The organism is Jannaschia sp. 2305UL9-9, assembly GCF_041403465.1.
GTDB lineage: Bacteria > Pseudomonadota > Alphaproteobacteria > Rhodobacterales > Rhodobacteraceae > Jannaschia.
In genome coordinates this window covers 872813-888189 of record NZ_JBGEHM010000001.1, presented here as the reverse complement: position 1 = coordinate 888189, position 15377 = coordinate 872813, and the positions used below count along the sequence as shown (strand labels likewise).

The following is a 15377-nucleotide window of genomic DNA, read 5'->3' as shown; positions in this document are numbered from 1 at the left end:
CCCTGCAGGTGACGCGAGGGGCGGACAATGAATTTCAAGGCGATGTCTACATCGGGCGCAGGTGCCGTGGCCCGAGGGCTGCATGGCACGTTGATGTTCGTCCTGTCCGCAATCGGCGGGCTGTTCTCCGCCGTGACCCTTGGCGTGATCGCGGCGGCTTTGACGGTCGGCGCGATCCTGTGGATGTACGGCCGGGACCTTCCCAACCACGAACAGCTTGCGCAATACACGCCCCCGACGATCAGCCGGATCTATTCTGGCGAGGGGCGTCTGATGGATGAATTCGCACGCGAGCGTCGCCTGTTCGCCCCGGCTTCCGAGATCCCCGATCTGGTGAAGCACGCGTTCATTTCCGCCGAGGACAAGAACTTCTACCTGCACGCAGGCTATGACCCGATGGGCATGGTCGCGGCCGCTGTGACCGCCGCGCAGGGCGGGCGTCTGCGGGGGGCTTCGACCATCACGCAGCAGGTGATGAAGAACTTCCTTCTGTCCTCCGACCGCTCGGCCGAGCGGAAGGTCAAGGAAATCATCCTTGCGTCCCGCATCGAGGAGACGCTCGACAAGGAAGGCATTCTCGAACTCTACCTGAACGAGATCTTCCTCGGGCAGAACAGCTATGGCGTGGCCGCAGCGGCGCAGACCTACTTCAACAAGACCCTCTCGCAACTGACGCTGGAGGAGGCGGCCTATCTCGCCATCCTGCCGAAGGCGCCCAGCAACTATCACCCTGTCCGTCAGGCCGAGGTCGCCATCGACCGCCGCAACTTCGTTCTGCGCGAGATGTTCGAGAACGGGTATATCACCCGCGCCGAAATGCAGGAGGCACAGTCCAAGCCGCTTCTGACCGTGCAATCCGGGCACTACGCGCCCTTCCGCGCCGCCCTGCCGCCGCGCGACTATTTCACCGACGAGATCCGCCGCCAGCTGAGCCAGGACTTCGGCGAGGAGGAGTTCTTCACGCAGGGCTTCACGGTGCGCGCGACCATCGACGCCGATATGCAGAAGGTCGCCGCCCGCGCCCTGCAGCGTGCGCTTGAAAAGTTCGACCGCAATTCCGGCATCTGGCGCGGCACCGAAAAGACGATCCCGGTCGAGACGCTGTCGGACGAGGACGCGTGGCGCACCGCGCTGGCCAACACGGACGTCAGCCGTGATGTCGAACTGGACAGCAGATGGCACGTGGCCGTCGTGATGGAGATCGCGGATCAATCCCTGACCCTCGGGGTCGAGGATGTCGCCGAACGTGTCAGCGTGCCGCGCAACGACATCGCGTGGATGCGCGGCAACTTCTTCGACAACTTCGAGCCCGGCGATGTCGTGCATGTCCGCCGCATGACCGAGGACAGCACCGGCAACCTGATCCGGTGGTCCCTGCGTCAGATCCCCGAAGTGCAGGGCGGTTTCATGGCGATGGACGTCAATACCGGCCGTGTCCTCGCGATGCAGGGTGGCTTTTCCTATCAGGACAGCGTGTTCAACCGCGCGACGCAGGCGACGCGCCAGCCGGGTTCCAGCTTCAAGCCTTTCGTCTATGCCGCAGCCCTCGACAGTGGCTATCAACCCAATACCATCGTCGTGGACGCCCCGATCGAAATCGTGTCGGGCGGGGAAATCTGGCGCCCGACAAATGCGTCGAACCGTTTTTACGGCCCGTCCCCCCTGCGCACCGGTATCGAACGGTCGCGGAACCTGATGACCGTGCGCCTTGCACAGGACGTGGGCATGGACGTCATCGGTCGCTACGCGGAGCGGTTCGGCGTCTATGACGACATGCCGGAACTTTTGGCGAACTCGCTGGGAAGTCAGGAAACCACGCTCTACAAGATGGTCAGCGCCTACGCGATGTTCGCCAACGGTGGCGAGCGGGTGGAGCCGACCCTGGTGGACCGCATTCAGGACCGCTACGGCCGCACCGTCTATCGCCACGACCAGCGGTCCTGCACCGACTGCGAACAATTCGCCTCCCTCTCCGAAGGTTATGGCCCCCGCATCGTGACGAACCGCGAACAGGTGATGGATCCGATCACCGCCTATCAGCTGACGTCGATGATGAAGGGCGTCGTCGATCGCGGCACTGCCTCCAGCACCGTGAACCTGCCGGTTCCGATCGCGGGCAAGACCGGCACGACGAACGATGCAAAGGACGTCTGGTTCGTCGGCTTTTCGTCGACCATCGTGGCAGGGTGCTACATCGGCCATGACCGTCCGCGCAGCATGGGACGCGGCGCCTCGGGCGGTGGTATGTGCGGCCCGGTGTTCAACGAATTCATGCGCGAAGCGATCAAGGAATATGGCGGCGGCCCGTTCGAAGTTCCGCCCGGCGGCTATTTCGTCAAGATCGACCGCTATACCGGTGCGCGCCTGCCGGATGATGCGACCGGCGAACATGTCGTTGCCGAATACTTCCGCGATGGCGACGACCCGTTCCTGGGCATCGGCGGCGGCGCGATCATCGATGGTGGCTTTGCCATGGCCGGGGATCTGCCGCTGTTCGGGCGCGGGGAGACGGATGGCGGCGAGGAATCCGTCGCGCGCGAGGTCGAGACATCGACCGGACGCAAGGTCGTCGTCCCGGCGCGGGCGACATTCGGGGCGCTGTCGTCCGGCGGCCTCTACTGACCTGACCGCCTGTCCTTTGCGACCTGCCCCGACCGACCGCTTGCCGCGCGCCGGGGCAGGGTTTAGGTGAGGCAACGCTATTCCCTCCGGAGGTCCCGATGCGCGCAGAAGTCCAGAACCATGTCGATGCCATCGCCAAGTCCGTGGCCCTGCTCAAGCGGCGCCTCGACTGGGAAACGGCGCCGCACCGGTTGGAAGAATTCAACGCGATGATCGAGGACCCCACCCTGTGGGACAATCCCGATCGGGCGCAGGCGATGATGCGGGACCGTCAGGCCCTGATGGATTCGATCGACGGGATCACCGCGTTGGAGCGGGACACGGCCGACAACCTCGAGATGATCGAAATGGGCGAGATGGAAGAGGATGCGGAAATCGTATCCGAGGCCGAAGCCGCCATCGCCAAGCTGGTCGAAGTCGCCGCCGAGAAGGAGCTGGAGGCCCTGCTGGACGGTGAGGCCGATGGCAATGATACTTTCCTTGAGATCAATTCCGGTGCGGGTGGCACGGAAAGCTGCGACTGGGCCTCGATGCTGGCCCGGATGTACGTCCGCTGGGCCGAGAAGCGGGGCTATACCGTAGAGCTTCAGTCCACCACACCGGGGGAAGAGGCGGGCATTAAAAGCGCCGCCTACAAGATCAGCGGCAAGAACGCCTATGGCTGGCTCAAGTCGGAATCGGGCGTCCACCGTCTGGTGCGCATCTCGCCCTACGACAGCAGTGCGCGGCGCCATACCTCGTTCTGCTCCGTCTGGGTCTATCCCGTCGTCGATGACAACATCGAGATCGAAGTGCAGCCCAACGATATCCGTATCGATACCTACCGGTCGTCCGGCGCGGGTGGACAGCACGTCAACACGACCGACTCGGCGGTGCGGATCACCCACCTGCCGACGAACATCGTCGTTACCTCGTCCGAGAAATCGCAGCACCAGAACCGCGACATCGCGATGAAGGCGCTGAAATCGCGGCTCTACCAGATGGAGCTGGATCGCCGGAACGCGGATATCAACGCGGCGCACGAGGCGAAGGGCGATGCGGGGTGGGGCAACCAGATCCGGTCCTATGTCCTGCAACCCTACCAGATGGTGAAGGACCTGCGCACGGGGTTCGAGACGTCCGATACCAGCGGCGTTCTGGATGGGGCGCTGGATGGGATCATGGCGTCTGTCCTGGCCTCCGACGCGTCGGGCAAGTCCCGGTCCGAAGCCGGCGGCTAAGCGCGCAACGCGATATCCTGCAGGTGCCGCGCGGCGATCGCGGCGCCGTCCTCCTCCGTGATGGTATCCGCAAGGGCCGCGGCTTTTGCGTAGTCGAACCTGTTCAGCAGACTGCCAAGCTCCGCGGCGCCGCGTTGCCCGGTAAAGGCCGCGATTGGAATGACTTCGGCCAGACCGGCGCGCTTCACGCGCATTGCATTGTCCGGTTGGTCCCCCCCGACGGGAAGGATGAGTTGCGGGCGCCCCGCGCGCATGGCTTCGGCCGTGCTGCCGATCCCGCCATGGTGCACGACCGCCGCCGCCATCGGGAACAGGGGCGCATGCGCCGCATAGGGCAGGGCGAGGATATCCAGCCCTTGCGGAACCTCGGCGGCACCATGCAACAGAACCGCGCGCAGCCCCATTTGTCGCGCCATGTCGATGGCCTGACGCCAGAAATTCTCTCGCCCCAGACGTTGCGCAATCGAGCCGAGCGTGACCACGAGGGGGGGCGGGCCCTCTGCAATCCAACCGACGACCTCAGCCGGCAGATCGCCTTCGGGGGCCGGTGGGAACCCGACAAGATGCAGACCCTCGGGCGCATCCTTTGGCTTTGGCGCGAAGTGTTCGGACCACAGGCCAAGCCGCACCGGCATCGTCGCGTCGTGGTCGAGGATCGGAGTGGCGCGTTGCCTGTTCAGGCCCAGATCCCGCCGCACGCGCGAAAGCTGCCGCCCGTGGCGCAGGCGGAAGACACCGTGCACGGCGCCTATGAACGCCCGGTTCCACAAATGTGCAAGGGGGCCAGTCCGGTCGTGCAGGGCAAACCGGTGGGCGTGACCGTGTGCGGGATCCTCGGCCGACATCAGCATCATGGGCTGCAGGATCAGGGGCACGAAGGGCAGATCCGTCATCTCGGCCGCAAGGGCCGCGCCCAAAGCGAAACTCGTGCCGGCAACGCAGGTTGCACCGTCACACAATGTGGCAATCGTGCGCGCCATGTCGGGTAGCAGCGGCATCAGGGCCTGCGATATCAAAGGCCCCGGATCTTGTAGGACGGAGGCCGCGACCTCGTCCCGCGACATGCCCAGTGCGGCACAGACGTCTGCCTGACTGGGGCCGACCGGTGTCGCCAGAAGACCCCAGCGCCGTGCTATGTCACAATCCTCGGGTGTCAGCGCGAGGCGCACCTCCGTTCCGCGATCTTCCAGGGCACGCGCAATCGACAGGACCGGATAGAGATCGCCGAGCGAGCCGATGGTTGAGAGCACGACGGCAGACCGGCTGCTGCTCGGAATCCGTCCCTCCAGCCCCGGAAGACGAGAAACCCCGCTCCATTGCGGGGGCGGGGTTCGGTCGTTCACCATGTCTGTCCGACGATCAGCTTTGCGGCGTCTCGGGTTTGGACGCGGGGGCGGCTGCCTTTGCGGCGCCGCTGCCTTTTCCGCCGCCAAGCGGATCGTCCTGACGCTGAACCGCGCCTTCGAAATGCGCACCCGATTCGATGGCAATGGTCTTGTGGATGATGTCACCCTCGACCCGTGCGGTCGACGTCAGGCGGACCTTCAGGCCACGCACGCGACCGATGACCCGACCGTTGACGACAATGTCATCTGCAACGACTTCACCGCGCACGACGGCGCCTTCACCGACGGTCAGCAGGTGGGCCTGGATGTTGCCCTCGATCTCGCCTTCGACCTGAATGTCGCCGGTCGTGCGGATGTCGCCCTTGATCATCAGGTCGGACGACAGGGTCGACGGAGCGACCTTGGGCTTCATCGCCGAAGGACCGGCGCCCAGTTCCAGGCCTGCGGGCTTGGACGGGGGCGTGGCAGGTGCCGTCTGGGCGGGGGCGCCCGGCTGTTTCGGTTTGTCGGCGTCGCCGCCGGGCTGGTTCAGCTTCGATTTAGAAAACATCCTGACCTGCATTTAGGAAGGTGGTTGGGTTCAAGGCGCGACCGCCCCGACGAATCTCGTAGTGCAGATGCACACCGGTTGAACGTCCGGTCGTTCCCATACCACCGATCCGCTGTCCGCGCGAGACCCTTTGGCCAACGCTGACATTGATGGAGTTGAGATGGGCGAACCGGGTTTCGAAACCGAGAGGGTGTTCGATCTTCACAAGCTTGCCGTAACCGGACTGCCACCCGGCATGGGTGACCACACCGGCGGCCGTTGCACGGATCTCGGACCCGCGCGGACCGGCGAAATCGATCCCGGAATGCATGCGCCCCCAGCGCGGACCGAAACCGGACGTGCGCCGGTGGGGGCCGGGAACGGGATGGGCCAGAGGCAGGCTTTCGGCGGCGATGCGATAGAGGTCGACCTCCTCCAGCTTGCCCAACAGGCGGTTGGCCCGCTGCGTGTCCAGATCCGGCACGCCTTCGGGATTGCCACGCGTCGAAATGGTCACGGACTCGAGCGGGCCACCGCGCCCGGAGTAGCCCCGGCGAACCTGTTCCAGAATGGCGTCGGTCGAAATCCCGGACCGTTCGAAAACCTTGCGCAGCGGGTCGAGCGATACTTCGACGGCCTCTTCGAGGCGGCCGAAGATGCGATCGTTCCGTTCGGCGACGACTTCGGCCATGGCCTCCATCCGGTCGATCTCGGCGTCTGCGCCCTCGGCCACGACGACGGCCTCGTCACGCTGCAACGCGGTCGCGTCCAGAACCTCGGACAGGGCGGCCGCGGTCGCGGCGGCGTCGGCATGCAGACGTTCGGCCAGGGCTGCGGCTTCGGGGGCGTTTTCCAGTTGTGCCACCGCAGTCGCCCGCTCCCGCCGGGCTTCATCGCGTTCGGCGACGGTGCGGCGCAGGGTCTGCTGGATGACTTCGATACCGGTCTCCAGCTCCCGCGTCCGCTGTTCGGCGTCGAGAAGTTGCTCCTGCATCTTCGACACTTCGGCCAGCGCGGTGTAGAACCGCTCCAACGCCTGTTCGGCCTCGCGGGTGCGGCTGTCCCGCTCCGTGCTCAGCGCCTCCAGACGGTTTTCATAGGCCAACTGCGCGCGCGCGGTCTGTTCGCGCGACGAGTTGGAGGTAATCGCCCCGATCAGGAAGAAGGACGTCACGATCACGGTCCAGCCCAGCAGGACGGCACCGCCTGCAAGAATCCCGGCTTGCGTGGATGGACGCATGCGCACGAAACGCGTGCCTTCGTCGGATTTCAGGAAAAGTCTCTGTTCGGGCAAATGACGCTCTAGGCGCGCATTTACCTTGTCAGACAGGCGTTGTTTCACGTCCCGTCTCCCCCGTCCATTAGGTCACGCGACCGACGTTGTGCCGTGCCGCGCGAAGTTCCGATCCCCCGCCTTGGCTTCCCTCCAAGACAATTATGTGGGGTTTTTAGGCGGCGTGCCTAAATTGGGCAACCATTCTTACCGATCGCCCCGGAAGGGGGGTGAATTTGCGCAGATTCTCGCCTGTCATCTATAGTGGCGCGCGTCATGCCCCCTCGGTCAGGGGCCAGTAGAAGTCTGGCGGAATTCCGGCCTCGGCGCGTTTTTCCTCGTTGAACGGGGGCTTTAGCGGGCCACGGAAATACTTGCGGACAAGGTCGTGGAATACCCCGGTAGGATCGAGATCATGGCGCCCGCACAGGAAATGGAACCACTTGCTGCCATAGGCAACGTGCGACACTTCCTCGGCGTAGATGGTCTCCAACGCGGCGACGGCGGCCGTCGCCTTTGCCTTTCGGAAGATGTCGATCATCCCCGGCGTCACGTCGAGGCCGCGCGCCTCGAGGACCATCGGAACGACGGCAAGGCGACCCATCAGGTCGTCGGCCGTGTCTTCGGCGGCGCGCCACATGCCCGCATGTGCGGGCAGTGCGCCGTAGAAGCTTCCGACGTCTTCGAGGCAATCGGCCATCAGGTTGAAGTGCTTCGATTCCTCGTCTGCGGCCTTGACCCAATCGTCATAGAACCCGGTCGGCAGCGGCGTGTCCGAGAACCGCGCGATGATGTCCCAATGCAGGTCTACGGCGTTCAGTTCGATATGGGCGACGGCATGCAGCAGGGCGATGCGTCCCTCGGGCGTTCCGGGCTTGCGGCGCGGCACGTCGCGCGGTGCGACAAGGTCGGGGGCCGCGGGTCGCGCCGGACGGTCCGGCGGCGCGGCTGTGCCGATCTCGGGTGTCTCGCCTGCCGCACGCGCCGCGCGCCATGTGGCGGCGTGCTGTCGGGACAGGGCCGTCTTGGCGCGACCGTCCGCGGTCGTCAGGATGTCGACGGCCATCTGTGCCAGAGGTGTCATCGACCGATCATCCCCTGACCGCGTCCAGCACGGCATCCGCATGGCCGGGCACCTTCACCTTGCGCCAGACCTTGGCGATCCGGCCTTCTGCATCGATCAGGAACGTGGCCCGTTCGATCCCCATGTATTTCTTGCCATACATGTTCTTCTCGACCCAAACGCCGTAGTCCTCGCAGGTCGTGCCGTTCTCGTCGGACACGAGGATGATGCCCAACTCGTGCTTGGCAACGAACTTGTCATGCTTGGCAACGCTGTCCTTCGACACGCCGACGATCACGGCACCCGCGTCCTCGAACGCAGCGGCCTGTTCGGTGAAGGCGATCGCTTCCTTGGTGCAGCCGGGGGTATCGTCCTTGGGATAGAAATAGAGGACGACCTGTTTGCCACGAAGGCTGCTCAGGCTGAGGTCTTCGCCGCCATCGCGGGGCAGGGTGAAATCGGGGGCGGTCTGCCCTTCGGTCGGTGCGTCTGTCATGGCGAACTCCTGTTCATCTGCGGGGCGGTCACCTGCGGGACTTGGAACCCGACCCGGGGCGGGTCAAGGTGAATGCGATGAAACCCCGCCCGTCAGAGGTGCCAATGGCCGACCAGACCGAAAGCCCGCGATCGCACGGCCGCCGCCGGTGGTTCGGGCGTGTGGCCAAAGGTATCGGTATCCTTGCCCTTGTGATCGCGGCGCTGGCCGTCGGCACGGCCTACCGTCTGACACGTGGACCACTGGCCTTGCCCGATTGGGCCGTCGACAGGGTGGAGGCGCGGATCAATGCGGGCGTCGCCCCCGCGTCCGCGACGATATCGGATGTTCTGCTGGACTATGATCTGGCGTCCCAAGGCCTGCAACTGCGGGTGCGGGGCGCCGCACTTTCGGACGCGCAGACCGAAATGCTGGCCCTGCCCGAGGCGCGTATCACGTTGGATGCCGGGAACCTCCTGCGGGGCCGCCTGCGCCCCAGAGAGGTTGATTTCGATGGTCTTGCCCTGAACGTCACGCGCGATGCGGACGGGCGCATCGGCTTGTTGCTGGGCCAGCGCGGAAACGGTCGCCTGCCACGCGATCCGGCAGAGTTGCTGGCGGCATTGGACAACATTCTCGCCGCGCCGATGGTTGCCGGTATCGGGTCGGTCAGGATGAACGGCCTGACGCTGCGGCTGTCAGACGCGATCACCGGCATCAAGCAGGATGTCCGCAACGGACAGATCACGGTTGCACGGCAGGATGATGGCGTGCGCCTGACGCTGTCGATGCGGTTGCCCGTCGGGGCAGGGCAGGCATCGAGCCTTGCCGTGACACTGACGCGTGGCAGCGCGGGCACCGGGGCGCAGGCGACGGTGGCCCTCGTGGATGTTCCGCTGGCCTATCTTGCCGAAAGTGCGCCACAGGTTCCCGCACTGGCCCTTGCCACGGGGGCGGTGTCTGTCACCGCATCGATGGCCTTGGCCGAAGACGGCTCCCCCGGCACGTTGGCCGGTCAGGTGACCACCCGCAACCTGCGCGCCGTGGACAGCCCGCTTCTGTCTTTCGACCGCACGACGCTGCGCTTTGCGTGGTTGCCCGGCACGGGGCGCGTCGCCTTGCAGGAGGTGTCCGCCAGTTCGGATGCGATGGCGTTGCAAGCCAGCGGTCAGATCCTGATCCCCGAAGGGATCACGGGCCCCCTCCAGATGCAGATGCTGTTCGACGACACGATCTTCGATCCGGACGGGATGTTCGAACGGCGCATCGCATTCGACAGCGGCGTGATCGAGGCTCGTCTGACGCAATCGCCGCTGGCCCTGGACCTTGGTCAGGCGATGGTGACGGGACCGTCCGGAACGGCGCGTCTGTCGGGTCAGCTTGCCTTCGCCCCCGAGGGTCTGGATGGCGGCCTGACGCTGGACGTGCCGGACATGCCGGTCGAGGACGTCAAGGCGCTCTGGCCCGACGGCTTGCAGTTGCAAGCGCGAAATTGGGTGTTCAACAACATGATCGGCGGAACCGCCCACAACCTCAGCGCCGCTTTGCGCCTTGCGCCGGGAAGGGCGCCCGAGGTTCTGGCAAACTTCGACTTCGATGGCGGACAGGTCCGCTACATGCGGTTCATGCCACCGGCCGAAAACGCCCGAGGGGCCGCGCAATTCGACGGGCGTCGCCTGGCGCTGCGCGTGGATGGGGCCACCGTGCCGGCCATCGGGCCGGGGCAGACGGCGACGCCGGATACCCCACGCCTGCGCATCGGTGGAACGCAGTTCACGATACCCGACACCACGGAACGCCCGATCCGCGGCGCGTTGTCCCTGCAGGCCGAGGGGGATCTTGGCGACGTCTTGACCCTGCTTGACAACCGTCCCCTGCGCATCCTGCAAAGGCTGAACAAGGATCGCGATTTCCTGACCGGGACGGGGACCGCGCAGGTCGAGGTGTCGTTGCCCCTGCGCAAGGGGAACGCCCCGGCCGATATCGATTGGCGCGTCATGGCAACCCTGCGCGATGTGGCCAGCGACAAGATCGTATCGGGTCGCACCATTCTGGCAGAGCGATTGAACCTGACCGTATCCCCCGAGGCGGTCGAGGTTTCGGGGGCCATGACATTCGACGGGATCCCGTTTGACGGGGGCTGGCGTCAGGCCCTCCCCCCGCGCGGGACCGAGGCGATCGATCCCGATGCGCCGCCACCGCCACCGGTTCCCCTGCCCGAGGCAGGGCGGGTCGTGGGCACCGCGCAGGTATCGCCCGACGATCTGGCGCGGCTGGGCATCAACCTTGCCGCGCTGGACCTGTCGGGCCGCACGCCGGTCGACGTCTCCGTCAGTTTGCCGCAAGGGCAGGCGCCCGAAGTACAGATCAGCAGCCGCCTGCGCGGGATGTCCATCGCGCTTCCGGCGATCTCGTGGTCGAAACCGGCAAATCGCGATGCGGATCTTGCGCTGACCGCGCGGCTTGGCGCGACGCCGGAGGTGACGTCCATCTCCGTCGATGCGCCGGGTCTGGCCGCGTCGGGCAATATCCGGTTCCGCGACGGTGGGGGGCTGGATCGCGCGACCTTCGATCAGGTCGATACGGGGTGGTTCCGTGGGCCATTGGTCCTTCGCGGGCGGGGTCCGGGGTCGGCTCCCGCGATCTCCATCGGTGGGGGGACAGCCGACCTCAGGCGCGCGCTTCTGGGGCGGGGCGCGGGCGGCTCCGGCGGATCGGGCAGTCCGCTGACGATTGCATTGCACCGCCTGACGGTGACCGACGGCATCGCCCTGACCGACCTTCGCGCAAACCTTGCCTCCGGTGCGGGGCAATTCACGGGCCGCCTGAACGGCGGCTCCGCCGTCGAAGGGGTCCTGGTGCCGACGGGGGGCGGGACGCGGGTGCAGATCCGGGGCGCGGACGCCGGGGGGGTTCTGCGATCCTCGGGGCTGTTCAAAGACGCGCGGGGCGGGGTGATCCAACTGACGCTGCAACCGACCGGGCAGACGGGAACATATGACGGTGCCCTTCGGATCAGCGATCTGCGCGTGCGCAACGCCCCGGCGCTGGCCTCCCTGCTGCAAGCCCTGTCGGTTGTCGGGATCCTCGAACAGCTGGACGGGGACGGCCTGTCGTTTCAGAGCGTAGAGAGCGATTTCACCCTGCGACCGGGGGACATCCGCATCGGGCGGGCCAGCGCCGTTGGCCCCAGCATGTCGATCACGGCGGACGGCATCTATGACCTTGGGTCCAGAACGATGGACATGCAGGGCGTCATCTCGCCGATCTACCTCGTGAACGGGTTGTTCGGCGGGCTGTTCTCGCGCCGCGACGAAGGCCTGTTCGGCTTTACCTATCGCTTGCAAGGGGCGGCAAGCGATCCGCAGGTATCGGTCAATCCCCTGTCGATCCTGACGCCCGGTATCTTTCGTGACATCTTTCGCAGCCCCCCACCTGACGGGTAAGAGGCTGTCATGAAGCTGAGTGATTTTGATTTCGACCTGCCCGACGACCTGATCGCGACCCGCCCCGCGCGGCCGCGATCCTCGGCGCGCATGATGGTGGTGCAACCCGATACGATCACCGATGCGGTGGTCACGGACCTGACCGAATGGCTGCGGCCCGGCGATCGTCTGGTGCTGAACGACACGCGGGTGATCCCTGCGCGTCTGGACGGTGTCCGCGTGCGTGAGACACGCGACGGGTCTGGTCGCGCGAAATGCGAATTCACCCTGGTCGAGGCATTGCCCGACGGTGCGTGGCGCGCCTTGGGCAAACCCCTGCGCAAGCTGCGCGTCGGGGACAGCGTCACCTTCGGAGACGATGTCACGGCCACCATCACCGACAAGCAGGAAAGCGATGTGACGTTGCAGTTCGGATGCGACGGCAATGACTTGCAGGGCGTTCTTGATGCGATCGGTCAGATGCCCCTGCCGCCTTACATCGCGTCGAAACGCGCGCCCGATGCGCAGGACAAGGACGACTACCAGACGATCTGGGCACGTCACGCCGGTGCGGTCGCGGCCCCCACGGCATCGCTGCATTTCGATGCGCCCCTGCTGGAGGCGCTGCAGGCGCGCGGTGTCGACTTCTCGCAGGTCACCCTGCATGTCGGGGCGGGCACCTTCCTGCCGGTCAAGGTCGACGACGTGACCACCCACAAGATGCACGCGGAATGGGGTGAGGTGACGGCACAGGCCGCCGAGGATATCCGCCGTACCAAGGCCGACGGCGGACGCGTCATTCCGGTCGGCACAACCGCCTTGCGCCTGATCGAGACGGCTGCCCGTGGCGGACAGATCGATCCATACCGGGACGAGACGGACATCTTCATCTATCCGGGGTTCCGTTTCAACGTCGCGGATGGCCTGATCACGAACTTCCACCTGCCGCAGAGCACGCTTCTGATGCTCGTCTCGGCCTTGATGGGGCGCGATCGGATGATGCAGGCCTATGATCATGCCGTTGCCAAGGGCTATCGGTTCTTCAGCTATGGCGATGCGTCGTTGCTGCTGCCATAGCGGCGAACCTGTGGCTTCGCGGAACCTCTGCCTCATCTTGCACTGGCGGACTGCCATGGCGCGACTTGCCGGACCGGGGCCCGAGGCGGCAATCCTCCGCTGACGTCGGATCCCCCGCCTCGCGAACCGCAGGTGCGGGAACGGCGTTCAATCCGCACCGTAAACCGTTGTTATGCCGCCAGAGACGCCGTGCAAGTCGATGGCGTTCGCGGTCCGATGGGCGGTCTTTGTCCTTAAACCTTTTGTGACCTGCTGCCGCATGTCGGATTCGTCCTAGACCTGTGCAGGTGTGGCGCGTAGGCGCGCTTGGATACCCAAGCTCAGGGAGCCTGCCATGCTGACTGTCTTACGTAACTCCTGGGCGCTTCTGTTCGGGATTTCCCTGTTGATGCTGGGCAATGGCATCCAAGGCACCCTGCTGGGTGTGCGTGGCGAGATCGAAGGGTTCTCGACGGGCGCCATGTCGATTGTCATGTCGGGCTATTTCGCGGGCTTCCTGCTCGGCTCGCAGGCCGTGCCCGGCATGATCCGGCGCGTCGGTCACGTGCGTGTCTTCGCGGCGCTGGGGTCGATCGCAAGCGCGGGCCTGATCCTCTATCCGGTGCTGGTCGACCCGATTTCCTGGACGTTGCTGCGCGTGACCTTGGGTTTCTGCTTTTGCGGCGTCTACATCGTTGCCGAAAGCTGGCTGAACAACACGACGACGAACGAAACACGGGGGCGCGCGCTGTCCCTCTATCTGATCGCGCAGATGGTGGGCATCGTCGCGGCACAGGGTGTGTTCGCGCTGGGCGATCCGAGCGATTTCCATCTGTTCATCATCGTGTCCGTCCTCGTCTCGCTTGCATTCGGACCGATCCTTCTGTCCGCCACGCCGGTGCCGCCGTTCGGCACGACCAAGCCGATGTCGCTGGTCACGCTCTACAAGGTGTCTCCGCTTGGGGTGGTGGGCATTTTCATTCTCGGCGCGGTCTTTGCGGCGATGTTCGGAATGGCCGGTGTCTATGGCGCTATCGCGGAGCTGACGACCGCGCAGATCGCGTTGTTCGTGTCGGCGATCTACACGGGCGGCATGTTGCTGCAATATCCGATCGGCTGGCTGTCGGACACCATGGACCGCCGGCAACTGGTCGTGGCCGGTGCGGTGCTGGGCATCCTTGCCTGCATCCTTGGCTATTCCGGCTTTGCAGGGTTCTACGGCCTGCTGGCGGCTGCGTTCCTGATGGGGGGCGTGGCAAACCCGCTGTATGGATTGCTGCTGGCCTATACCAACGACTACCTCGACCCCGATGACATGGCGTCGGCTTCGGCGCGGCTCTTGTTCATCAACGGTCTTGGGGCAATCGGCGGACCGCTCATCACAGGTTGGCTGATGGGGGCAATCGGTCCGGGCGGCTTCTTCGCCTTTGTCGGCCTGCTGATGCTGGCGCTGGGGCTCTATGCGCTGTGGCGGATGACCCGTCGGGCGGCGCATGTTTCGGACGAACAGGCCAGCTATGTCGCGATGGCGCCGTCTGCCGTGACGCCGGTCACGATGACGAATATGGTCGACGAGTGGGAGGATCAGATGTCGCAAGACAGCGAGGAGTCCGCCCCCGCCGCATAGGATGCAACAGGGAGACGCATCATGACTTTCGATCCCGAGGACGTCCTGACCTTCTGGCTGGACGAGGAAGGCCCACAGTCGTGGTACGCCGGTGGCGAGGCGCTGGATGACCGCATACGCAGCCGGTTCGAACCGGCGTGGGAAGCGGCCCGAAAGGGATCCCTGTCGTCATGGCGCAAGCGCGCGCGCAGTGCCTTGGCCCTTCTGCTGCTGACCGATCAGTTTTCGCGCAACATGTTTCGCGGGACCGCCAAGGCCTTTGCAACCGATGCAATCGCGCGCAGCGTCGCGCGGCAGGCGATCGACGCAGGCTTTGACCGGGATATCGCGGAACCTGCACGGCAGTTCTTCTATCTGCCCTTGGAACACTCGGAATCGCTGGCCGATCAGGCACGGGCGGTCCGCCTGATCATGCTGCACATGGACGCGCCCGAAACCTTGCTGCACGCACGGGCCCATCGGGCGATCATCCGACAATTCGGGCGGTTCCCGTTCCGAAACGAAGCTCTGGGACGCGTCACGACCGCGCGGGAGCAGGCGTTCCTTGACGGCGGGGCCTATGGCGCCGTCGTGCGACACCTGCGCGCGGGGTAGGCGGGCCGCGCCTTGCGTCTGGCGGCCCGTGATACCGGGTCGGCCATGCGGCCGCGCGCAGGTGCGGGGCATCGGCCCGGCGGCGACCATCGCCACGGCCGTTGACCGGGCGAACAGAGGGTATCCGCTTCACGGGTTTTCAAGCGC

The 15377-nt window shown here is 65.4% G+C and carries 11 protein-coding genes; 6 read left to right on the top strand and 5 right to left on the bottom strand.

The window, feature by feature from the left end:
• The first annotated feature begins 93 nt into the window (after positions 1–93).
• On the top strand, positions 94–2622 hold the full coding sequence (locus V6N07_RS04315; RefSeq protein ID WP_371155383.1) for a penicillin-binding protein 1A: 2529 nt from the start codon (positions 94–96) through the stop codon (positions 2620–2622).
• A 98-nt stretch (positions 2623–2720) separates the two neighbouring features.
• Positions 2721–3842, top strand: coding sequence for a peptide chain release factor 2 (prfB, locus tag V6N07_RS04310; RefSeq protein ID WP_371154320.1), 1122 nt, complete (start codon positions 2721–2723; stop codon positions 3840–3842).
• Here the strand turns inward: prfB and V6N07_RS04305 are convergent.
• The 5 genes from V6N07_RS04305 to bcp all read right to left on the bottom strand — a co-directional run bounded on the left by V6N07_RS04305 (position 3839) and on the right by bcp (position 8549).
• Complete coding sequence (locus tag V6N07_RS04305; protein WP_371154318.1) at positions 3839–5092, bottom strand: glycosyltransferase; 1254 nt, start codon at positions 5090–5092, stop codon at positions 3839–3841. The genes prfB and V6N07_RS04305 overlap by 4 nt on opposite strands.
• Positions 5093–5201: 109 nt before the next feature.
• Positions 5202–5738 carry a polymer-forming cytoskeletal protein gene (locus V6N07_RS04300; RefSeq protein ID WP_371154317.1) on the bottom strand — a complete coding sequence of 179 codons (537 nt, stop codon included), beginning with the start codon at positions 5736–5738 and terminating at the stop codon, positions 5202–5204.
• Positions 5728–7059, bottom strand: a complete 1332-nt coding sequence (locus V6N07_RS04295) for a DUF5930 domain-containing protein (protein WP_371154316.1) — start codon at positions 7057–7059, stop codon at positions 5728–5730. Before V6N07_RS04295 ends, V6N07_RS04300 begins: the two co-directional genes overlap by 11 nt.
• A gap of 205 nt (positions 7060–7264) precedes the next feature.
• A complete protein-coding gene (locus tag V6N07_RS04290; protein ID WP_371154314.1) occupies positions 7265–8074 on the bottom strand; it encodes a ferritin-like domain-containing protein in 810 nt (269 codons plus the stop codon).
• A gap of 7 nt (positions 8075–8081) precedes the next feature.
• Positions 8082–8549, bottom strand: coding sequence for a thioredoxin-dependent thiol peroxidase (bcp, locus tag V6N07_RS04285; RefSeq protein WP_371154312.1), 468 nt, complete (start codon positions 8547–8549; stop codon positions 8082–8084).
• 104 nt (positions 8550–8653) lie between these two features.
• Between bcp and V6N07_RS04280 the strand changes: the two genes are divergently transcribed.
• From V6N07_RS04280 to V6N07_RS04265, 4 genes are all read left to right on the top strand, one after another.
• Entirely contained in the window at positions 8654–11974 is a 3321-nt protein-coding gene (locus tag V6N07_RS04280) for an AsmA-like C-terminal region-containing protein (protein ID WP_371154311.1), read from the top strand.
• Between the two features lie 9 nt (positions 11975–11983).
• Positions 11984–13030, top strand: a complete 1047-nt coding sequence (gene queA / locus V6N07_RS04275; protein WP_371154310.1) for a tRNA preQ1(34) S-adenosylmethionine ribosyltransferase-isomerase QueA — start codon at positions 11984–11986, stop codon at positions 13028–13030.
• Between the two features lie 334 nt (positions 13031–13364).
• Entirely contained in the window at positions 13365–14636 is a 1272-nt protein-coding gene (locus V6N07_RS04270) for an MFS transporter (protein WP_371154309.1), read from the top strand.
• A 21-nt stretch (positions 14637–14657) separates the two neighbouring features.
• Positions 14658–15230 carry a DUF924 family protein gene (locus V6N07_RS04265; protein WP_371154308.1) on the top strand — a complete coding sequence of 191 codons (573 nt, stop codon included), beginning with the start codon at positions 14658–14660 and terminating at the stop codon, positions 15228–15230.
• Positions 15231–15377: the final 147 nt, after the last annotated feature.